17 protein-coding genes, 1 rRNA gene and 1 other RNA gene are annotated in these 21,598 nt (G+C 65.0%); 2 read left to right on the top strand and 17 right to left on the bottom strand.

The genetic code is table 11. The annotated features are described in order from the left end of the window. Window positions 1-3: 3 nt before the first annotated feature. The 13 genes from VCS63_RS06930 to rnpB all read right to left on the bottom strand — a co-directional run bounded on the left by VCS63_RS06930 (window position 4) and on the right by rnpB (window position 15,299). Window positions 4-828, bottom strand: coding sequence for a cell division protein FtsQ/DivIB (locus VCS63_RS06930; RefSeq protein ID WP_042796418.1), 825 nt, complete (start codon window positions 826-828; stop codon window positions 4-6). Window positions 829-840: 12 nt separating this feature from the next. Next, window positions 841-1,791 (bottom strand): D-alanine--D-alanine ligase, encoded by a 951-nt coding sequence (locus VCS63_RS06925; RefSeq protein WP_042796417.1) that lies wholly within the window; start codon window positions 1,789-1,791, stop codon window positions 841-843. Continuing rightward, on the bottom strand, window positions 1,788-3,194 hold the full coding sequence (gene murC / locus VCS63_RS06920) for a UDP-N-acetylmuramate--L-alanine ligase (protein WP_063961754.1): 1,407 nt from the start codon (window positions 3,192-3,194) through the stop codon (window positions 1,788-1,790). The genes VCS63_RS06925 and murC overlap by 4 nt, the downstream gene beginning before the upstream one ends. Next, window positions 3,191-4,267, bottom strand: a complete 1,077-nt coding sequence (gene murG / locus VCS63_RS06915) for an undecaprenyldiphospho-muramoylpentapeptide beta-N-acetylglucosaminyltransferase (RefSeq protein ID WP_323879073.1) — start codon at window positions 4,265-4,267, stop codon at window positions 3,191-3,193. The genes murC and murG overlap by 4 nt, the downstream gene beginning before the upstream one ends. After that, window positions 4,264-5,457 (bottom strand): putative lipid II flippase FtsW, encoded by a 1,194-nt coding sequence (ftsW, locus tag VCS63_RS06910; RefSeq protein ID WP_042796415.1) that lies wholly within the window; start codon window positions 5,455-5,457, stop codon window positions 4,264-4,266. Before ftsW ends, murG begins: the two co-directional genes overlap by 4 nt. Further along, window positions 5,454-6,986, bottom strand: a complete 1,533-nt coding sequence (murD, locus tag VCS63_RS06905; protein ID WP_323879071.1) for a UDP-N-acetylmuramoyl-L-alanine--D-glutamate ligase — start codon at window positions 6,984-6,986, stop codon at window positions 5,454-5,456. The genes ftsW and murD overlap by 4 nt, the downstream gene beginning before the upstream one ends. Then, the gene (mraY, locus tag VCS63_RS06900) at window positions 6,983-8,152 is read right to left on the bottom strand and encodes a phospho-N-acetylmuramoyl-pentapeptide-transferase (RefSeq protein WP_042796413.1); all 1,170 of its coding nucleotides are present in this window, start codon (window positions 8,150-8,152) and stop codon (window positions 6,983-6,985) included. The genes murD and mraY overlap by 4 nt, the downstream gene beginning before the upstream one ends. Further along, window positions 8,142-10,997, bottom strand: coding sequence for a bifunctional UDP-N-acetylmuramoyl-L-alanyl-D-glutamate--2,6-diaminopimelate ligase MurE/UDP-N-acetylmuramoyl-tripeptide--D-alanyl-D-alanine ligase MurF (gene murF / locus VCS63_RS06895; RefSeq protein WP_323879070.1), 2,856 nt, complete (start codon window positions 10,995-10,997; stop codon window positions 8,142-8,144). The genes mraY and murF overlap by 11 nt, the downstream gene beginning before the upstream one ends. Continuing rightward, entirely contained in the window at window positions 10,994-12,724 is a 1,731-nt protein-coding gene (locus VCS63_RS06890) for a peptidoglycan D,D-transpeptidase FtsI family protein (RefSeq protein ID WP_063642294.1), read from the bottom strand. Before VCS63_RS06890 ends, murF begins: the two co-directional genes overlap by 4 nt. Further along, a complete protein-coding gene (ftsL, locus tag VCS63_RS06885; protein ID WP_042796411.1) occupies window positions 12,721-13,011 on the bottom strand; it encodes a cell division protein FtsL in 291 nt (96 codons plus the stop codon). Before ftsL ends, VCS63_RS06890 begins: the two co-directional genes overlap by 4 nt. Next, window positions 13,011-14,105: a 16S rRNA (cytosine(1402)-N(4))-methyltransferase RsmH gene (rsmH, locus tag VCS63_RS06880; RefSeq protein WP_042796410.1), complete on the bottom strand. Its 1,095-nt coding sequence runs from the start codon at window positions 14,103-14,105 to the stop codon at window positions 13,011-13,013. Before rsmH ends, ftsL begins: the two co-directional genes overlap by 1 nt. A gap of 7 nt (window positions 14,106-14,112) precedes the next feature. Next, the gene (gene mraZ, locus VCS63_RS06875; RefSeq protein WP_006226256.1) at window positions 14,113-14,541 is read right to left on the bottom strand and encodes a division/cell wall cluster transcriptional repressor MraZ; all 429 of its coding nucleotides are present in this window, start codon (window positions 14,539-14,541) and stop codon (window positions 14,113-14,115) included. Window positions 14,542-14,894: 353 nt separating this feature from the next. After that, an RNA gene (gene rnpB, locus VCS63_RS06870) (RNase P RNA component class A) lies at window positions 14,895-15,299 on the bottom strand. 132 nt (window positions 15,300-15,431) lie between these two features. Between rnpB and VCS63_RS06865 the strand changes: the two genes are divergently transcribed. Further along, window positions 15,432-17,258, top strand: coding sequence for an ATP-binding cassette domain-containing protein (locus VCS63_RS06865; protein ID WP_323879068.1), 1,827 nt, complete (start codon window positions 15,432-15,434; stop codon window positions 17,256-17,258). Window positions 17,259-17,355: 97 nt separating this feature from the next. Here the strand turns inward: VCS63_RS06865 and pyrC are convergent, their stop codons facing one another. Together pyrC and VCS63_RS06855 are read right to left on the bottom strand one after the other, a co-directional pair. Next, on the bottom strand, window positions 17,356-18,420 hold the full coding sequence (gene pyrC / locus VCS63_RS06860) for a dihydroorotase (protein WP_076816288.1): 1,065 nt from the start codon (window positions 18,418-18,420) through the stop codon (window positions 17,356-17,358). Between the two features lie 10 nt (window positions 18,421-18,430). Further along, a complete protein-coding gene (locus VCS63_RS06855) occupies window positions 18,431-19,624 on the bottom strand; it encodes a M20 aminoacylase family protein (protein WP_042796407.1) in 1,194 nt (397 codons plus the stop codon). Window positions 19,625-19,771: 147 nt separating this feature from the next. Here VCS63_RS06855 and VCS63_RS06850 point away from each other — a divergent pair, with 147 nt between their 5' ends. Continuing rightward, on the top strand, window positions 19,772-20,050 hold the full coding sequence (locus VCS63_RS06850; protein WP_006217453.1) for an SWIB/MDM2 domain-containing protein: 279 nt from the start codon (window positions 19,772-19,774) through the stop codon (window positions 20,048-20,050). 494 nt (window positions 20,051-20,544) lie between these two features. Here the strand turns inward: VCS63_RS06850 and VCS63_RS06845 are convergent, their stop codons facing one another. Both VCS63_RS06845 and rrf read right to left on the bottom strand, forming a co-directional pair. Beyond that, window positions 20,545-20,910, bottom strand: a complete 366-nt coding sequence (locus tag VCS63_RS06845; RefSeq protein ID WP_042796405.1) for a DUF4870 family protein — start codon at window positions 20,908-20,910, stop codon at window positions 20,545-20,547. Between the two features lie 359 nt (window positions 20,911-21,269). Then, a 5S ribosomal RNA gene (gene rrf / locus VCS63_RS06840) occupies window positions 21,270-21,382 on the bottom strand. Window positions 21,383-21,598: the final 216 nt, after the last annotated feature.

Genomic DNA, 21,598 nt, shown 5'->3' with positions numbered 1-21,598 from the left:
GCGTTAGCGTTTCTTGGGAGGTTTCGGTGTGGATTTGGATTTGGTTTCCGACGGCGGCAACGGAGCCAGCGCCAGGGCGAAACCATTGGGATAGCGCAGGTCGGCCTGCGTCACGGTGCGCCCTTCCAGGCGTCCGGCAACGGCGGGCCACGCCTGCACAAAGCGTTGAATGCGGGCGGCGAACGGCAAGGCGCCCGGCAGGCCATGCGGATCCGGCGCATCGGCGCCCGGATCGCGGCCCAGGTCCAGCGACATGCCGTTGGACAGCACGACGCGCCACGCGTATCGCGGACTCAGGTCCAGCTGCGTCACGTGCATGTCCAGCGGAGCGAACCAGCGGGCCAGTTCGGCGTAGCGCTGCACCACCAGGGATTCCGTGCCCTCCGGGCCAGAAAACTGCGGCAGCACGGTCTCGTCGTCCACCTCGCCCGTGTTGGCCGTGAACGCCTCGCCCCAGGTGTTGATCATCTGGTTCTCGTTCCACAGCGCCAAGGGCTGCTGCTCTTCGATGCGCACACGCAGCACATTGGGCCAGATCCGCCGCACGGTGGCGTGGCGAACCCACGGCACCGACTCGAAGATCTCGCGCGCTTCGTCCAGGTCCACCGTGAAGAAATTGCCCTTGAAGCGGCCCGCGATCGCCGAGCGCACCGCCCCCGTGGACACGTAGTGCAGCTCGGTGTCCGGCATCGATTCCAGCTCGATGGCCGACAGCGTGAAGAACGGGCGTTGCGCCACCCACACCACGCCCGCGACGAGCATGGCGCAAACCGCCAGCACGGCCAGCGTGTTGGCGATCAGGTTGGTGGTGCGAGCGTCGTTCCACACAGAGTATCCGGGTCAAGCGTTGCGGGCCGGGCTGCGCACTTTGCACGCGGCCTCGGACAATATCGCCACGCACAGATCGGCGTAGCTGATTCCCACGGCCTTGGCGGCCATGGGAACGAGTGAGTGACTGGTCATGCCAGGCGAGGTGTTCATTTCCAGCAACCACGGCCGGTTGTCGCCGTCGAGGATGAAGTCCGCGCGGCCCCAACCCTCGCAGCCCAGGGCGCGATAGGCCTTGACCGCGATCTCGGCAACTTCCGCGGCGACCTCGGGCGGCAGCGTGGCCGGGCAGAAATACTGCGTGTCGTCGGAAAAGTACTTGTGCTCGTAGTCGTAATTGCCGCCAGGGGCCGCGATCTCGATGACGGGCAGCGCGCGCGCAGTCTTGCCTGCGCCCAGCAGCGCCACGGTCAGCTCGCGGCCGGTGATGAATTGCTCGGCCAGCACTTCGGCGTCAAAACGCGCGGCCGCGGCATAGGCTTCCTTCATGTCGGAATAGCCCACCACCTTGGTGATGCCCACCGTCGAACCCTCGTGCGGCGGCTTGATGATGAGCGGCAGGCTCAGGCGATCCGGCACCAGGCGCAGTTCGGTATCCGCGTCCAGCAACTCGAAATCCGGGGTGGGCAGGCCATGCTGCAGCCACACGCGTTTGGTCATGGTCTTGTCCATGGCCAGCGCGGAGGCCAGCGGGCCGCTGCCGGTGTAGGGAATGCCCAGCAGTTCCAGGGCGCCCTGGATCGTCCCGTCTTCGCCATAGCGGCCATGCAGGGCGATGAACACACGGTCGAAATTCTGCTCGGCCAGTTCGGACAGGCTGCGTTCGGCCGTGTCGAACAGGTGCGCGTCCACGCCGGCGCTGAGCAACGCCTGGTGCACGCCGGTGCCTGACATCAGGGACACCTCGCGCTCGGCGGAACGTCCCCCGTACAACACCCCTACCTTGCCGAATTGCGTGCTCATGCCAGTTCTCCTACTTGGGCGGGGACCTTGCTGATCGAACCCGCTCCCATCACTATCACCACGTCGCCATCGCGCACGAAATCCACGATGGCCTGCGGCAGCTCCGCCACATCCTCGACGAACACCGGCTCGACCTTGCCAGCCACGCGCAATGCGCGCGACAGGGCGCGGCCGTCCGCAGCCACCAGCGGCGGTTCGCCCGCGGCGTAGACCTCGGTCAGCAGCACGGCGTCGGCCGTGCCCAGCACGCGCACGAAGTCCTCGAAGCAGTCGCGGGTGCGCGTATAACGGTGCGGCTGGAACGCCAATACGATGCGGCGGTCGGGCCAGGCGCCGCGCGCGGCGGCCAGCGTGGCGGCCATTTCCACCGGGTGATGGCCGTAGTCGTCGATCACCGTGAAGGTGCCGCCGCCATGACTGGCAGGCACGGGAAATTCGCCCGTCTGCGTGAAGCGGCGCCCCACTCCGCGGAACGACGACAGCGCCTCGCAGATGGCCTCGTCAGCCACGCCCAGCTCGGTCGCCACGGCGATCGCGGCCAGCGCGTTGCGCACGTTGTGCAGGCCCGGAAGATTCAGTTCCACCTGCAACGGCGGCAGCAGCGTGTCGCGGTGCGTGCGCTGGACGTTGAAACGCATGCGCGTGCCTTCCGGCTGCACTTCGTAGGCGCGCACTTGCGCCTCTTCATTCAGGCCATAGGTCGTGATGGGCCGCGACACGAAGGGCATGATCTCGCGCACATTGGCGTCGTCCGAGCACAGCACGGCGCTGCCGTAGAACGGCAGGCGCTGCGTGAATTCGATGAACGCGCTCTTCAGGCGCGCCACATCGTGCCCATAGGTGTCCATGTGATCGGCATCGATGTTCGTAACGATGGCCATCACCGGCAACAGGTTCAGGAACGAGGCATCGGATTCGTCCGCCTCGACCACGATGTAATCGCCCTGTCCCAGACGCGCGTTGGCACCCGCGGAATTCAGGCGGCCGCCGATCACGAAGGTCGGATCCAGGTCTCCTGCGGCGAGCACGCTGGCGACCAGGCTGGTCGTGGTCGTCTTGCCGTGCGTGCCGGCGACGGCGATGCCGCGCTTCAGGCGCATCAGCTCGGCCAGCATGATGGCCCGCGGCACCACCGGAATGCGCGCCGCGCGCGCCGCGATCACTTCGGGGTTGTCGCCCGCCACGGCCGTGGACGTGACGATGGCGGCGGCGCCGGTGACGTTGCTGGCCACGTGGCCGATCGCGATCTTCATGCCCAGGCCAGCCAGGCGGCGCGTCACGGCCGACTCGTTCAGGTCGGACCCGCTGATGGTGTAGCCCAGATTGAGCAGCACTTCGGCAATGCCGCTCATGCCCGAGCCGCCGATGCCTACGAAATGGATATGTTGAATTCTATGTTTCATGATGAACGCCCCGCTGCTTGTTCACAGACGTCGGCGATATGAGCCGCGGCTTCCGGACGCGCATGCGCGCGGGCCCGTTCGGCCACGGCTTGAAGTTCTTGTCGGGTGCGCTGGCCCAGCCACTGCGCCAGCCACTCGGGCGTCAGGCCAGTTTGCGGCTGCAGCCAGGCGGCCTGCGCGTCGCTCAGGAAGCGCGCGTTGGCAGTCTGATGGTCATCGATCGCATGCGGGAACGGCACGAACAACGCCGCGACACCCGCAGCGGCCACTTCGGACACCGTCATGGCCCCCGCGCGGCAAATCAGCAGGTCGGCGTCGCCCATGGCGCCCGCCATGTCGTCGATGAAGGCGCGGCAATCGGCCGCCACGCCCGCTTGGGCATAGGCCTGCTGCAGCGCGGGCAGATGTTGCTCGCCAGCCTGGTGCACCACCACCGGCCGGCCTTCCTGCGGCAGGCGCGCCAGCGCCTGCGGCAATGTGGTGTTCAGCGCCTGGGCGCCCAGGCTGCCGCCCACCACCAGGACGCGCAACGGACCGCTGCGGCCGGCGTAGCGCGCCGCCGGATCCGGCAATGCGCACAAGTCCGCGCGCACCGGATTGCCCATGGCCTCGCCCTTGGGCAGCACGCCAGGAAAGCCGCTGAGCACGCGGCGGGCCATCCTGGCCAGCCACTTGTTTGCCGTACCCGCCACGGCATTCTGTTCATGCACGACCAGTGGCGTGCCGCGCAGCGCAGCGATGACGCCGCCCGGGAATGCCACATAGCCGCCCATGCCCAGCACCACGTCGGGCCGCACATCGGACAAACGCGACCAGGCTTGTCCGAATGCACGCAGCAACAGGAACGGCAGCTTCAGGAGCGCCGACGCGCCCTTGCCGCGCACGCCCTGAAAGCGCAGCGGAACCAGTTCGATGCCGCGGGGCGGCACCAGCCGGCCTTCCATCTTTTCGGGATTGCCCAGCCATAGCACGCGCCAGCCGCGCTCGCGCAGCACGTCGGCCACGGCCAGGCCCGGCATGATGTGTCCGCCGGTGCCGCCAGCCATGATCAGGATGGTGCGAGAGGCCGTCATACCCGCCCTCCACGCATCATGACGCGGTTTTCCACGTCGACCCGGATCAGCATGGCCAGCGCGCACAGATTCATCACGATGCCCGAACCGCCATAGCTCATGAGAGGCAGGGTCAGACCCTTGGTAGGCAGCAGGCCCAGGCAGACGCCCATGTTGATGAAGGCCTGCACGCCGAACCACATCGCCACGCCATGCGCGACCAGGCCCGCGAAAGTGCGTTCCATGGCGATGGCCTGGCGGCCGATATCGAAGCCGCGATAGACGATGATGGCAAACAGGGTGATGACCAGCATCACGCCGGCAAAACCCAATTCTTCGCCCACCACCGCCATCAGGAAGTCGGTGTGCGCTTCCGGCAGGTAGTGCAGTTTCTCGACGCTGGCACCCAGGCCCACGCCCAACCACTCACCACGCCCCAGGGCGATCAGCGAATGCGACAGCTGGTAGGCGCTGCCATAGGCGTTGTCCTCGTTCCAGGGATCCAGGTACGCGAACAGCCGCGCGCGCCGCCACGGCGACAGCCAGATCAGCATCAGGAAGGTACCCACCAGCACGGCCAGCAGACTGCTGAAATACTTGCCGTTGATACCGCCCAGGAACAGGATGCCGATGGCGATCGCCACGATCACCATGAAGGCGCCCAGGTCGGGTTCCAGCAACAGCAGCATGCCGACGCCGGCCAGCGCGAATGCCATGGGCAGGAAGCCGCGGGCGAAAGCCTGCATGTGTTCCTGCTTGCGCACGGTGTAATCGGCGGCGTAGAGCAGCGCGGCCAGCTTCATCAGCTCGGAGGGCTGGAAGTTCAGCGGACCCAGCGGAATCCAGCGATGCGCGCCGTTGACCTCGCGGCCAATGCCGGGAATCAGCACCGCCACCAGCAGCACCATGGCCACCACGAACAGCGGCACCGCCAAACGCTGCCAGACGCGGATCGGCACGGCCAACACCACGGCCGCGCCCACCAGCCCGGCACTGATGAACAGGCCGTGGCGGATCACGAAGTAGTAGCGGCCATACGACGCATAGCGCGGACCGTCGGCCAGCGCGATAGACGCCGAATACACCATCAGCAAGCCGAGCAGCAGCAAGGTCGACGCCGCGATGACCAGCGGCAGATCGAAATTGCGCATGCGGGTACGGCCGGGCCGTACGGCGTTGACGCTGGCGGTGAGATCGGCGATCAGGCTCATGCGATCTCTCCACGGTCGCGGGCCAGGTCTTCGACCTCTTCCACGAACACCTGTCCGCGATGCGGATAGTTGCGGAACATGTCCATGCTGGCGCAGGCGGGCGACAACAGCACGGCATCGCCCGGCTGGGCAATTTCGGCGGCGCCGCGCACCGCGTCGCGCAGCGTTTCAACCGTGATGCACTGCACGCCGGTCGGCGCCAGCACGCGGCCGATCTCCGGGCCATCCTGGCCGATCAGCATCACGGCTCGCGCATGGCGCGCCACGCCCGGAATCAGCGGCGAGAAATCCTGGCCCTTGCCCAGGCCGCCGGCGATCAGCACCACCTGCTGGCCCAGGCCTTCCAGCGCGGCGACCGTAGCGCCCACGTTGGTGCCCTTGCTGTCATTGATATAGTCGACGCCGCCGATCGTGCGCACGAACGCGGCGCGGTGGGGTTCCCCGGTGTACTCGCGCAGCGCCCTCAGCATGGCGCCCCAGCCCAGGTCCAGGCAGCGCGCCAGTTGCAGCGCGGCCAGGGCATTCAAGGCATTGTGGATGCCGCGGATGCGCAACGCGTCCACCGGCATCAGGCGGCTCATGCGACCCTTGGCGCGGACGGGCTCGGGTGCATCCTTCTTGCGGCGCACCGGCGGCGCGGGCTCATCGAAATCGTTGGGTTCGCAGGCCACCAGCCAAGCCACGCCCTGGCCCAGCTCGAGGCCCATGTCGCCGACCAGTTCCGGCACGTCGCGGCCGAAGCTGCGTACATTCAGCCCGTTCAGCGTTGCGACCATGTCGACGGTGTACGGATCGTCACGGTTGACGATGGCCACGCGGGCCATTTTCAACAGACGCGCCTTGGCCTGTGCGTAGGCCTCCATGCCGCCATGCCAATCCAGATGATCCTGGGTGACGTTCAGCACGACGGCCGCGTCGGCCATCAGCGAACGCGTGGTTTCCAGCTGGAAGCTGGAGAGTTCCAGCACCCAGACCTGCGGCAGCGATTCCGCATCCAGCGCGTCCATCAGCGCGGCCAGCGCCGCAGGACTGATGTTGCCGGCCGCCACGGCCGACAGGCCGCTGGCCTCGACCAGCTGGCGCGTCAAGGCGGTAACGGTGGTCTTGCCGTTGGTGCCGGTCACGGTCAACAGGCGCGGCCGGTACTCGCGCGTTTCGGCCAGGTCGGCCAGCGCGCGCGCAAACAATTCGATTTCGCCGACGATCTCGATGCCACGGGCCTCGGCCTCGCGCAGCAGGTCCGCGGCGGGCGGTTGAGCAGGCGCCAGGCCAGGGCTCAGGACCACTTGGCTTACGCCGTCCAGCAGCGCCGTGTCGAACGACTCGTCACAACCCAGACGGTATTCCGCCTCGCTTTGGGCCAACGATTCGCGCAACGCGGCCAATCCGCCCGGCTCGGCGCGCGTGTCGGCCACGCGCAAGCGGGCGCCCTGTCGGGCGCACCAGCGAGCGGCGGCGACACCCGTCTCGCCCAATCCGAGGATCAGGACGAGCGGCGCGTCTGCGCGGGAGGTTTCCATCGTATTCATCGCAACTTCAGGGTAGAGAGGCCAATCAGCACCAGCATCATGCTGATGATCCAGAAACGCACGACCACCTGGGTTTCTTTCCATCCACCCACTTCAAAGTGATGATGCAACGGAGCCATGCGAAAAATGCGTCTACCTGTTCCATAACGTCGCTTCGTGTACTTGAACCAAGTCACTTGCATCATCACGGAAAGGGTCTCGACCACGAACACACCGCCCATGATGAACAGCACGATTTCCTGGCGCACGATGACCGCGATGGTGCCCAGCGCGCCCCCCAGCGCCAACGCGCCGACGTCGCCCATGAAGACCTGGGCCGGATACGCGTTGAACCATAAAAATGCGAGGCCGGCGCCGCCTATCGCAGCACACAGCACCATGAGTTCGGCCGCGCCAGGTATGTAAGGAAAGAGCAGGTACTTGGAATAGTCGACGCGGCCGACCACGTAGGCGAAGATGCCTAGCGCGCTGCCCACCATGACGGTAGGCATGATGGCCAGGCCGTCCAGGCCGTCGGTCAGGTTGACGGCATTGCTGGTGCCGACGATGACCGCCCAGGTCAGCGCCACGAAGCCCAGCACGCCCAGCGGGTAGCTCACGCTCTTGAAGAACGGAACGATCAAGTCCGCGCGCGTCGGCAGGGACATCGTGAAACCGCTGCCCACCCAGGCCTTGAAAAGCGGCCACAGTTCGGTATTGGCCGGCGCCGACACCGCGAACGCCAGATACACCGCGGCCACCATGCCGATGGTGGCCTGCCAGAAGAACTTCTGCCGCGCGGGCATGCCTTCGGGATCGCGATAGACCACCTTGCGGTAGTCATCCATCCAGCCGATCCAGCCGAAGCCGAAGGTCACCAGCAGCACCACCCAGACGAAGCGGTTGGTCCAATCCGCCCACAACAGCGTGCTGATCGCGATGGAAATAAGAATGAGCACGCCGCCCATGGTGGGGGTGCCGGTCTTGACCAGATGGGTTTCCGGGCCGTAGGAGCGCACGGCCTGGCCGATCTTCATTTCGGTCAGTTTGCGAATCACGCGCGGACCGGCCACCAGGCCGATCAGCAGCGCGGTCGCGCATGCCAGAACAGCGCGCAAGGTGATGTATTCGAACACCCCCAGTGCGCGCACATCGTCAGACAGCATGCGGGCGATTTCAAGCAGCATTCTGCTCTCCCTGCCCCTTGGCCGCCGTACCGTCATTCAAAGAAAAAGCCGTCACTACCCGCTCCATGCGCATAAAGCGCGATCCCTTTACCAATACGCAGGACGGGCGCAAGCCGCGCAATGCGGCAACCACTTCGTCTACCGATGCGCAGGCGTGCGCGCCCACACCGAATGCGGCCGCGGCCGCCCGGCTGGCTTCGCCTAGCGTGATGAGCGCGTCGAGCCCTTGCTCACGCGCGTAATTGCCCACCTCGACATGCATGGCGGGGCCGTTGTCCCCGACCTCGCCCATGTCACCCAGCACCAAGATGCGCATGCCGGCCATGCGGGCGAGCACATCCACGGCCACGCGAACCGAGTCGGGGTTGGCATTGTAAGTGTCATCAATGAGCAACGTTCCGTCACTCATACTCTTGTGCTGCATGCGGCCCGCAACAGGGCTGAAACTGGCCAAGGCTCGCACCGCGCCTTCCAGCGGCGCCCCCGCAGCGATCGCACTGGCGATGGCCGCCAGCGCGTTGCGCAAGTTATGCAGGCCGGGCACGGGCAGCGCCAGGTCGGCCACGCCCACCGGCGTGACCACGCGGCAGCGCGTGGCGTTCACGTCCGCAATGATCTGCTCGGCGTACACGTCCAGACCGGGCTGAAGGCCGAAGCGCAACACGCGGCGAGGCTCGGCCAGCGCATCCCAGATAGACGAATACGGCTCGTCGCCGGGATATACCGCCACACCATCCTCGGGCAGCGCCGAAATGGCTGCGCCATTTTCGCGCGCGACCGCCTCCACGCTGTGCATGAATTCCTGATGCTCGCGCTGGGCGTTGGTCACCAGCGTCACCGTGGGCGCCGCGATGGCGGCCAGCTGCGCGATCTCGCCGGGATGGTTCATGCCCAGTTCGAACACCGCAGCGCGGTGCTCCGGCCGCAGGCGCAGCAAGGTCAGCGGCACACCGATGTCGTTGTTCAGGTTGCCCGCCGTCGCCAGGCGGTTCCCTTCGCCTTGCCACTCGGCCAGCATGGCCGAGACCATTTCCTTGGTCGTGGTCTTGCCGTTGCTGCCGGTCACCGCCACCACGGGCAGCGCGAACCGCGCGCGCCAGGCGGCGCCGATGCGCATCAGCGCAATGCGGGTGTCGCCCAGCACCAACTGCGGCAGCCTGGCTTCAGGCATGGCATGCGCCACCACGGCCGCGCATGCGCCGCGCGCCTCGGCCTGGTCCAGATAGTTGTGGGCGTCGAAGTTTTCGCCCACCAACGCCACGAACAGTTCGCCTTCGCCGATGCGGCGCGTGTCGGTGGATACGCCCTTGACCTGCGGCAGCAGCAACGCCAGCCGCGCCCATTCGCGGTCATCGAAGGGCAACTTCTCGCCCCCGATGTCCTGATACGTTTCATGTCCCTTGCCGGCCAGCAGCACCACATCATCGGGCGCGGCTGCCCAGATGGTCTGCATGATGGCGCGCGCTCGATCCACCTGCACGTCGGGACGCACGGTGTCGGGAATGCCGGTCAGGATCTGCTCGACGATAGCTTCGGGGGACTCGGTGCGAGGGTTGTCGCTGGACACGACCACGTGATCGGCGAGGTCCGCGGCAATGCGGCCCATCACGGGACGCTTGCCCGGGTCACGCTCGCCGCCGCAACCGAACAGGCAGACCAGGCGGCCGGCACGTGCGGTTGCCACGGCGCGCAACGCGGACAGCGCCCGCGACAACGCATCGGGAGTATGGGCGTAGTCCACGACCACCAGCGGGCCGCGGCCTGCGTCGGCCTGGGTGCTTTGCGCCACCGGCTCGACCGTCTGCAAGCGGCCGTCGACCGGATCCGTCGCGGCCAATTCGCGTGCAATCTGTGCGAACGGCAGGCCCAGTTGATACAGCACGCCCGCCACCAGCAGCAGGTTGGACACGTTGTGCGCACCCAGCAAGCGGGTGACGATCTGGGCCTCGCCGTGCGGGGACACCAACGTGAAAATCTGGCCCTGGGCAGTGGCCTGGAGTTCGCGCGCTCGCATGCCAGCGGGAATCTCCGGGTCTTCGCTCAGGCTGTAGCCCATCGCCATGCCGGCGGGAAGATCGGCGATCAGGCGGCGACCCGCCTCGTCGTCGGCGTTGATGACCGCGGCGGTCAGGCCCGGCCAACGGAACAGGCGCGCCTTGGCGGCTTCGTACCGTTCCATCGTGCCGTGATAGTCGAGATGGTCGCGCGTCAGATTGGTGAAGGCCGCCAGCGCAACGCGCACGCCATCCATCCGCCCCTGCTCGATGCCGATGGAGGATGCCTCCATGGCCACGGCCTTGGCGCCCGCGTCGCGCATGGCGGCCAGCGTGCGGTGCACGGTCAGCACGTCGGGGGTCGTCAGGTCACCGCCCAGCGTGCGGCCGTCGGGCAGCACGGCGCCCAAGGTGCCGATCGTGCCGCAAGGCTTGTCATTGCGGCTCAGCGCATGAGCGATCCACTGCACCGACGACGTCTTGCCATTGGTACCCGTCACCGCCACGACCGCGAGCGCTGCCGACGGACGGCCATACCAGGTGTCGGCCAGCTCGCCCAGCAGGGAACGCAGGCCGGTCACCGGCAGCATGGGCGCGTGGTCCGCCACGGCCTGGACGGCTTCGTTCGCGGGAGCTTCAAACAACACAGCGCTCGCGCCCAGCGCCAGCGCCTTCTCTATATAGAGACGTCCGTCGCTGGACAGCCCCGGGCAGGCAACGAAAACATCGCCCGGCTCGATATCGCGCGAGTCCAGCTTGAGGTGCGCGGTCAACGACACGCGCGAATGCAACCACGCCACGGTTTCGGCAACCGTGGCGACAGGATTGGAGAGGAAGCCTTTGGCGCTCATCTGCCTGGCTCCTTAAGACCAGCAACAATTGTGGATTCGAAGGGTGCGTCCGGGCGCACTCCCATCAGCCGCAAGCTCCCCCCCACGATCTGGGAGAACACGGGCGCGGCGATAGCGCCGCCGTAGTAGCCGCCAACCGTCGGCTCGTCGATGGACACCGCCACGACGATCTTGGGATCCGACACCGGAGCGAAGCCCACGTACGAGCTCCGATAGCGCTGCATGCTGTACTTGCCGTCGACGATCTTGCGCGCCGTTCCGCTCTTGCCTGCCACGCGGTAGCCCTGCACCTGGGCGGCCTTGGTACCTTCAGGACCGGCGGCGGCTTCCAACATGCCGCGCACCATTTCGGTGGTCCGGGGCGTATAGATCTTGACGCTGGTGGGATCGCTGTCGCGCTTGACCAGCGTCAGCGACACCATGTCGCCATTGCGCGCAAAAACGGTATAGGCGCGCGCCACCTGAAGCAACGACACCGACAGGCCATAGCCATAGGCCATCGTGGCCTTTTCGATCAGGCGCCAGCGATCCCAGGGGCGCAAGCGCCCGGGTGCAGCGCCGGGAAATCCCACCTGGGGCGCCTGGCCCAGGCCCAATTCCGTGAAGCGGTCCCACATCTCCCGGGATTCCAGCTTCTCGGAAATCATGGTCATGCCGATGTTGCTGGACTTGCGCAGCACGCCCGCCACGTCCAGCGTGCCGTTACGGCTCACGTCGCTGATCGTGCTGCCCTGATACTGAAAGCGGCCATTGCCGGTCTCGAACAGAGTTTTGGTCGTGATGCGGCCCAGGTCCAGCGCCAGCGCGGCGGTGAACGGCTTCATGATCGAGCCGGGCTCGAACGTATCGGTGATGGCCTGGTTGCGCAGCTTGGAACCGTGGAAGGTTTCGCGCTTATTGGGATCGAAAGTGGGCACGTTGGCCAGGGCCAGGATCTCGCCCGTGTGCACGTCCACGACCACGGCGGTGGCGCCCTTGGCCTGGTGCTTGTCCATGGCGTCTTTCAAGGCCTTGAACACCAGATACTGCAAACGCGTGTCGATGGACAGGCGCAGGTCGCGGCCGTCCACCGGCAGGGTCACGGCCTGCACGTCCTCGATCACGCGGCCCAGCCGGTCCTTGATGACGCGGCGACTGCCCGGGCGGCCGGAAAGCTGCTGGTTGAAGGTGAGTTCGACCCCTTCCTGTCCCTGGTCCTCGACGCTGTTGAAACCCACCACGTGGGCCATCACGTCGCCGTCCGGGTAGTAGCGGCGGGTCTCTGGCTGCTGGTGCACGCCGGGCATGCCCAGTTGCTTGATCTTGTCGGCCACGTCCATGGAGACCTGGCGCTTCAGGTAGACGAAGTTCTTGTCTTCGTCGACGAGACGGTGGCGCAGATCGGCCACAGGCGTCTCCAGCAGCTTCGCCAACGTTTCCAGCTGCGCCGGCGTAGCCTGCTTGGCGTCTTCGGGAATCGCCCAGATGGCGCGCGCCGGCACGCTGGATGCGAGCACGGCGCCATTGCGGTCCATGATCTTACCGCGCGTGGCGGCCAGCGTCAGCGTGCGCTCGTAGCGCCGCTCACCCTGCTGCTGCAGGAATTCGGTGGACAGGCCCTGCAGGAACAAGGCGCGGCCGGCCAGCACGGTGAATCCGCCGAACAGCAGGATCAGCACCAGGCGCGCGCGCCATGTGGGCAGTTGCCCGCGCAGCACCGGGTTGTCGAAGAAAGGGACGCGTTTCATTGCGCGCCTCCGGAGGTGGAGGCGGAAGGCTGATTCAGATACAGCGTGCGGTCCGGAACGATGGAGATCATCTTCAGGCCGTCACGCGCAATGGCGTCGACCCGCGCATTGCGGGCCAGTTCGGCGCGGTCCAACTGCAAGCGCCGCCAATTGGTTTCGAGGTCGCGCGCCTGCGCCTGATCACGACCCAGCTCGATAAAAAGCTGGCGCGACTGATACCGGCTGGTGACCAGGGAAATGGCCGACAGCATCAGCAAAGCCGCAACGATCAGATTGACGCGACCCATTAGCGGCGCCCTCCCTTGCCGCGGCGCGGCGGCGCAGCCAGATCGCTGCCCGGCAGCGAACCGATCTTCACGAACGCGAAGCCGCCCTCGGGGGGCAGCGGCGTTTCAGTGCGTTCGGCGACACGCAGGACGGCGGAACGGGCGCGCGCGTTGGCCGAGACTTCTTCGTCTTCGGCCAGCACGCGCCCGAGCGAACGCAGGACCGGCTGGGGCATTTCGCTTTCCCGCAAAGGCAGGCGCGCATGCGCGGCGGCCGGACGTGCCGCCGCCGCGATGCATTGCTTGACCATGCGGTCTTCAAGCGAATGAAAGCTGATCACCGCCAACCTCCCTCCCGGGGCGAGCAGGTCTAGAGCTGACGCGAGGGTGCGCGCGAGCTCTTCGAGTTCCCGATTGATGTAAATCCGTAAAGCTTGAAAGGTGCGTGTGGCCGGATGTTGCCCCTTTTCGCGCGTGCGGACGGCGCTGGCGACGCACTCGGCAAGTTCGAGCGTGGTGCGCAGCGGCCTTGTTGCGCGGCGAGCAGCAATCGCCTTTGCAACCTGAAAAGCAAACCGTTCTTCGCCATAATCCGCTATGACCTCCCGCATCTCATCCACACTGGCTTGCGCCAGCCAATCCGCCACCGTGGGACCACGAGTGGTGTCCATCCGCATGTCGAGCGGGCCGTCTCGCATGAACGAGAAACCGCGCTCGGCATCATCGATCTGAGGCGAGGAAACGCCCAGATCCAGCATCACGCCATCGACCTTGCCGATGCCGAGTTGCGCCAATTCTTCGGCCATGGTGGCAAAGCCGCCATGGACCACTGTGACCCTCGGGTCCGCTGCCGCCAGTTGCCTGGCTACGGCGATCGCCTCCGGATCCTTGTCGAACACCACCAGCCTCGCGGCCTTGCCCAAACGGCCAAGCAGCTCGCGGCTGTGCCCGCCACGCCCGAAGGTGCCGTCGACGAAAACGCCGCCTTCCGCTCGCGTAGCCGCATCCGGCCCGGCCTGCTGATGCGACCGTGCCGCGCCCTTGCCGCCGAAGTCGGGCAGCAACAGCGCGTCCACCGTCGGCTCCAGCAGAACGGGCCGATGTTCGAATTCCATAACTTTTTCAGAACGAAAACTGATTCAACACATCCGGCATACCCTTGGCCAGGTCCTCAGCCTCGCGGCTGGCCAGGGTAGCGGCGTCCCACAGCTCGAAGTGCGCGCCCAGACCGAGCAGCATCACATCGCGCGTCATACCGGAAGCGTTGCGCAGTTCAGGAGCGATCAAGACCCGGCCGGAGCCGTCCAGTTCCACGTCCTGAGCGTTGCCCAGCAACAGCCGCTGCAACGCGCGCGCCGTCATGGGAAAGGCGGCAATCTGCTCGCGCTTCTTTTCCCACTCCGGCCGCGGGTAGACCAGCAAGCAGCCGTCAGGGTGGCGTGTCAGGGTCAGCCGGCCATCGGCCTGCGACATGAGCGCGTCACGGTGCCGGGTCGGAATCGAGATCCGTCCCTTGGCATCCAGCGTGAGCGCGCTGCTTCCCTGAAACACCACTTTTACCCCACTTAATTGCACAATTTCCTACTATTTCCCACTCTACGGTATGGGATCGGGGCGGTCAAGCGCGTGGTTGCAATTTTTTCAATCACAACAAGGACTTAGATCAATATGTAAAACCGCAAAAAGAAAAACCTCCCAATAAATCAGGAGGTTGCGGCACTATCTAAAAGTCCTTCTTCAGAAGTGGCGGCTAACAATGGCTTTGCATTGTTTTACGGTCGGTCGATTGCTCCGGTTGGCAAGGCTTCCAGCCGAGCCCGCCGCTTTGAGCGATCGAAAAAATGTCCGAGCCGGCCAGCGCGGTGCCAGATTCCAGTTGGAACCTCGCCCGCGTTGAGAATGAGTTGCAAGACGGATCTATAGGCCGGATTCTGTACACCAGGTTTCCCTGGCGGACGATCATTCCTCTGGGCGGCTCATTGCTGAGCCGCTCTAGCCACCTACCCGCATGCTTGGACGGGCCGCCCTTCGCGGTCCGAAGACCGCACGCATGCCTATTTGATGTTGCTCCGGATAGAGGTTGCCGCGTTTCACCCTGCGATGCCGCCGCCCGTTGCCGGACGGCGCGATACGGAGATGGCCGTATCTGTGCGCGCGACGCGCGCCCGCCCCGCAGACTCGTCTCTGTGGCCCTATTCCTCAACCGCGCCCGAGGACGCGGCCGGACGGCCGTTAGCCGTTACCCTGCCCTGTGGAGTCCGGACCTTCCTCGATGGATATGCATCCACCGCGATCGCCCGACCCGCCTTGCGGTCCGTATTCTATTACACGCGGCGACTCTGTCCCCGAAGCGCGCTGGAGCAAGCGGCCCAAACGGCGTTCCGGGGTTCCTGCGACAATACGCCTTGATTCGCTCAGACGCCGTAGAAATTACTCACCACATGGCCCTTGCTACCCTCATCACCCTTACCGATATCCAGCTGGCCTATGGCCACCACCCACTGCTGGATCACGCCGATTTCGCCATCCAGGCCGGCGAGCGCATCGGACTTATCGGCCGCAACGGCGCCGGCAAGTCCTCGCTGCTGAGGTTGCTGGATGGCAGGACCCAACCCGACGATGGCGATATCGCCCGCAGCTCGGGGCTGCGCGTGGCCACGGTCGAACAGGAACCCGAGCTCGACGAGAACGCCACGGTCTTCGATGTCGTCTGCAACGTCGAGGGCGACCACGAAGACTGGCAGCGTCCGTCGCGCGTGCGGTCGGTGCTCGAAAAGCTCGGCCTTCCCGCCGACGTGCAAATCGCCGGTCTGTCCGGCGGCACACGCAAGCGGGTCGCCCTGGCGCGCGCCTTGGTCGACGAACCCGATCTGCTGCTGCTGGACGAACCCACCAACCACCTGGACTTCGAGGGCATCGCCTGGCTGGAAGACATGCTGCGCGCCTGGAAAGGCGCCGCTGTCATCATCACCCACGACCGCCGCTTTCTGGACGCCGTCGCCACTCGCATCGTCGAGCTCGACCGCGGCCGCCTGCTGAGCTTCCCCGGCAACTTCTCGCAATGGCAGGAACGCAAGGCGCAATGGCTCGAATCCGAGCGCCTGGAGCAAGCCCGCTTCGACAAGCTGCTTGCGCAGGAAGAAGTCTGGATCCGCAAGGGAGTGGAAGCGCGCCGCACCCGCAATGAAGGACGCGTGCGGCGTCTGGAACGACTTCGCGTCGAGCGCGCCGAGCGTCGTGAACGGGTTGGCGACGTGTCGCTCGCGCTGGCGGAAGGCCAGCGCTCTGGCAAGCTGGTCGCCGAACTCGATCACGTGCACAAGGCCTTCGGAGACAAGACCGTGGTGGACGACTACTCCACCACCATCCTCCGTGGCGACCGCATTGGCATCATCGGCCCCAACGGCGCCGGCAAGACCACCCTGCTCAAGCTGATCCTGGGCGAGATGCAGCCTGATAGCGGCACGACTCGGCTGGGCACCAACGTCGCAGTTGCCTATTTCGACCAGATGCGCGCGCAGCTGGATGAAAACGCCACGCTCGTCGACATCATCAGCCCGGGCAGCGAATGGGTCGAAATCGGCGGCGCCCGCAAGCACGTCATGAGCTACCTGGGCGACTTCCTTTTTTCGCCCGCCCGCGCGGGCTCTCCGGTGCGCAGCCTGTCCGGCGGCGAGCGCGCCCGCCTGTTGCTGGCGCGCCTGTTTGCCCGCCCCGCCAACGTGCTGGTGCTGGACGAACCCACCAATGATCTCGACATCGAAACGCTCGAGCTGCTGGAAGAGTTGCTGCAGGAGTACTCGGGCACGGTGCTGCTGGTCAGCCACGACCGCGCCTTCCTGAACAACGTGGTCACGCAAACCATCGCCTACGAAGGCGACGGTCGCTGGCGCGACTATGTGGGCGGCTACGACGAATGGGTTGCCCAGCGGCCCGCCCCGGTAGTATCCACCGAAGCCGCCGCCCCGGCAGCCCGGCCCGCCGACGATGCCGCCGCGCGCGCCAAGGCCGCGCGGCCCAAGCCAGCCAAGTCCGCCAAGATGAATTCCTGGGAACTGCGCGAACTGGAAGGCTTGCCGGACGCCATCGCTGCTCTCGAAGCACAACAGGCCGAGCTAGCCGGCAAGCTGGCGGACGGCAGCCTGTATCGCGATGCCCCCGCCGAGGTAGAACGCATCAACAGCGAGCTCGCCAAGCTGGAAAGCGAGCTCGAAGAACGCTTCGCCCGCTGGGAACTGCTGGAAGCGCGCCGCGAAGGCACGCTGTAATCAGGGTGTCTCTATATACATATAGAGGCACATGAAAAAAGCCCTCGGAATCGAGGGCTTTTTCTTGCCGCGGTTGACCCGCCCGATTTCAGGCCGCTCAGGCGCGCGCGCGCCAAGCCAGAGCCTCACCCGCGGCCAGCGGCACCAGCGTCGTGCCGCCAAACGGCACTTCTTCAGGCACCTGATAAGCCTCGCGCGCCAGCGTCAGCGTACCCGTGTTGCGAGGCAGCCCGTAGAAATCCGGGCCATGGAAGCTGGCGAAACCTTCCAGTTTGTCCAACTTGCCGACCGCATCGAAAGCAGTCGCGTACAGCTCCATGGCGTGCAACGCCGTGTAGCAACCGGCGCAGCCGCAGGCATGCTCCTTCAAACCGCGCGCATGCGGCGCGCTATCGGTGCCCAGGAAAAAGCGCGGGCTACCGCTGGTCGCCGCCTCGACCAGCGCAAGCCGGTGCGTCTCGCGCTTGAGGACGGGCAGACAGTAGAAGTGCGGCCGCACGCCGCCCTGGAAAATCGCATTGCGGTTGTACAGCAAATGTTGCGGCGTGATCGTGGCGGCGATGGGGCCTTCGGCATCCCGCACATATTCCGCGCCGTCTTTCGTCGTGATGTGCTCGAACACCACCTTCAAGGCGGGGAAAGCGCGGCGCAGGGGCTTCATTACGCGCTCGACAAAGATCGCTTCGCGGTCAAACAGGTCGATCGAAGGATCCGTCACTTCGCCATGCACCAGCAAGGGCATGCCGCACTTCTCCAACGCCTCCAGCGCCTTCGTGCACTTGCCCAGCAGATCGGTCACGCCAGCGTCCGAGTTGGTCGTGGCGCCCGCGGGATAAAGCTTCACGGCGTAGACCTGGCCGGATTCGTGAGCGCGAAAGATCTCTTCCGACGACGTATTGTCGGTCAGGTACAGCGTCATCAACGGCGTGAAGGCATCGACGTTCCCGCCCGCTTTCTTCAAGGCTTCCAGAATGCGGCCGCGATAGGCCAGCGCCTGCTCGGTAGTCGTCACCGGCGGTTTCAGGTTGGGCATGATGATGGCGCGCGCGAATTGGCGAGCGGTATCCGCCACCACGGCCTCCAGCGCAGCGCCGTCGCGCAGATGCAGATGCCAGTCGTCCGGCCGGGTGATGGTGAGCTGAGTCGTATTTTGAGTAGACATGAAAGGCTTCTTAATCTGCCAGCGGCATGCCCCGCTCGGCCAGCGCGCTGAACATCGCGCTGCCCAAGGGGATGACCGCATCGTTGAAATCGAAATGCGAGTTGTGCAGCACGCAGCCGGAATCCGCTCCGCCCTGACCCAGCCGGAAGTATGCACCGGGCTTGCTCTGCAACATGAAAGAAAAATCTTCGGAGCCCATCGACGGCGTCAGATCACGCACGACGTTTTCCTTGCCGATCATCTCGGTGGCAATGTCGGCCACCAGGTTGGCGTGCTGCGGCGTGTTCAGCGTCGCAGGATAAATCCGTTCATAGGTGACCTCGGCCGTGCCGCCGAAGGCGCCCGCGATCGCGGACACCAGCTCGCGCATGCGGGTCTCGACCATCTCCTGGACGGACTTGCGGAAGGTGCGCACCGTGCCCACCATCCTGGCTTCGCGCGGAATCACACTCATCGCGCCAGGATGGCCGGCCTGCAGGGATCCGATGGACACCACAGCGGAATCCAGCGGATTCACATTGCGCGACACGATGGTCTGCAGTGCAGTGATGATCTGCCCCGCGATGGTGACGGGATCGATGGTCTGATAAGGATGAGCGCCGTGACCGCCGCGTCCCGTGATCAGGATCTCGAAGCGGTCCGCAGCGGCCATCATCGGCCCGGGATTGATCCCTATCGTGCCCGGCTTCAGGCCAGGCCAGTTGTGCAACGCATAGATGGCGTCACAAGGGAAGGTATCGAACAGTCCGTCCTCCAGCATCGCGCGCGCGCCGCCGCGCCCCTCTTCGGCGGGCTGGAAAATCAGCACTGCGGTGCCGTCGAAATTACGTGTCTGCGACAGATACTTCGCGGCGCCGATCAGCACCGCCGTGTGGCCGTCATGGCCGCAACCGTGCATCAGACCGGGCTTGGTCGACTTGTGCGCGAAGTCATTGTCCTCCGTCATGGGCAAGGCATCCATGTCGGCACGCAGCCCTATCATGCGCCCGCTGTCGCAACGCTTGCCGCGTATGACGCCCACCACGCCGGTCTTGCCGATGCCACGATGCACCTCGATTCCCAGCGCCTCCAGCGCGCCGGCCACGATACCGGAGGTCCTGACTTCCTCGAAGCCCAATTCGGGATGCGCGTGCAAATCGCGCCGCAGCGCCGTCAATTCGTCATGAAAGAGTCGAATTGATTCCAAAGGAGATCGTGCGTACATAGGAGGTTACAGATTGACGATATAGAGGGGACAGTCTGTGCATTTTAGTTGCTACAGAGGATAAATGCCTTTGTCTTTACGGGAGAGACACGTTATGCTCCGGCCGCAGGACAATTTTTCCAACAGCCAGAGAAGGAGCGCCGCATTATGGCCACAACCTCCAAACCCGCGACCGCGCGCAAGCCGAACGCTGCATTCATGAAGCCCCTGACCCCCAGCGCCGAACTGGCTGCTGTCATCGGCTCGGAAGCCGTGCCGCGTACCGAGGTCACCAAAAAGATCTGGGAATACATCAAGAAGCACAACCTGCAAGATGCCAGCAACAAGCGCAACATCAACGCCGATGCCAAGCTGCGCCCGATCTTCGGCAAAGATCAGGTCACGATGTTCGAATTGACCAAGCTGGTCAACGCGCATCTGAAGTAAGCAGGCAAAGGGCGTACCCCGTACGTCCCTGCCTTCATATCGTCGCGACGCCCTGGTTCATCCCTGGGCGAGCTCGCCTCCCCAGCGCAGCCCTACTTATCGCGACAGCCTTGCCGCCCTCTCACCGGCACGGTTCGATCTCCCACATCAGCCTTTCCCGAAAGCCAAGCCTGGCGCGCCTCTGCAGGCAATCGGCATAGTTCGAAGCTGCATCGCATGCCGGCAACGCTCGCTTGTGTGGGCGTGCTTGCACGCCTATCAACGCTGCACATGTATGCATGCCCCGATGCCTGAACTAGCGTGTGACCCGCACGCATGCATGCACGCTGGAATGGGGGCATCTTCTTCGCATCCCGCCCCTGTCTCCTCGCCATCATGTACGCCGTTGCCATCTCGCCTAAGCGTGCTCATCCATGTCGCCACACATGCAGACAGGGCCAGGCCCAGAATGCAAAAAGCCGGCATATGCCGGCCTTTTGTCATTGCGCACGCACTCAGGCGTAGCTTGTCGGTGCAGTGCCTTCCAGCAAGGCCAGCCAGCCCTTGATCAGACGATACAGCACCCAGATCACGGTGGCGGCCAGTCCGATCCAGCCGATGAAGATGAGCGTCGCAATGGCGCTGATGGCCAGCCACAGCAGGGCCCACCAGAAGGTCCGCAGCAACCAGTCGAAATGAGCGGCGTAGACGGTGCCTGCGGCGTCCGAGCGCTTGAGATACATCAGCACGACGGCCGCCAACGTGGCGATGCCCAGGAATCCACTCGTCAAGAAGCCCAGGGCGTACAAGCCATAGGCCACGTGTGTCAGCGTGCGCAGGTCTAACGTCGTTCCGGGCACGGGGGTCTGGGGATCACTCACGATAACGCTCCAACGAATTGACTCGGTCAATCTTACCGCACAAAGCTACCCCGCCCACGGCCGTTGTTATTTGGGCACATTCAATGCTGGCGCGGCTTGCAGCCTGATTGGCGGTCTCATGCTGGCGGTCTCATGCATCTGCAGAAATCCTCAATGCCGGCGCCGCGCCCGCCCGCCTCCAAGCCGCACATGCCTCCAAGAAGCTGCCCCTTCAAGTGCCTCGCACCGCATGCCAAGCATACGACGCCCGCTCCAGTGCACGGCTTCTGTTTCCGAGTCCGAGTAGCTCCGCCTCGAGAGCTGGGGAGCTGCAATAGAAAAGACCCCGCAGCGCAAGCTGCGGGGTCTCTGGAATCAAAGCCTGACAATGACCTACTTTCACGGACGTCCGTCCACTATCATCGGCGCAAAGGCGTTTCACTGTCCTGTTCGAGATGGGAAGGAGTGGGACCACCTTGCTATGGTCGTCAGGCGTAACTGCTTGAGTCCCTGCCCTGTGTCGGCAGGTACTCCAATCCTGGAATACGGCACTGAGGCTGATGACTGCACCCGGAGTGTTCTCGACAGGCGCCAGCCATAAGGCTCTCACAAAGACAAAACCCCACAGGGGTTACCTGTGGGGTTCTGCGGAATAAAAGCTTGACGATGACCTACTTTCACAGACGTCCGTCCACTATCATCGGCGCAA

Origin of the sequence: Achromobacter sp. D10, assembly GCF_035282245.1 — a bacterium.
Classification (GTDB): domain Bacteria; phylum Pseudomonadota; class Gammaproteobacteria; order Burkholderiales; family Burkholderiaceae_B; genus Achromobacter; species Achromobacter insolitus.
This window is presented reverse-complemented; position numbering and strand designations above follow the sequence as displayed.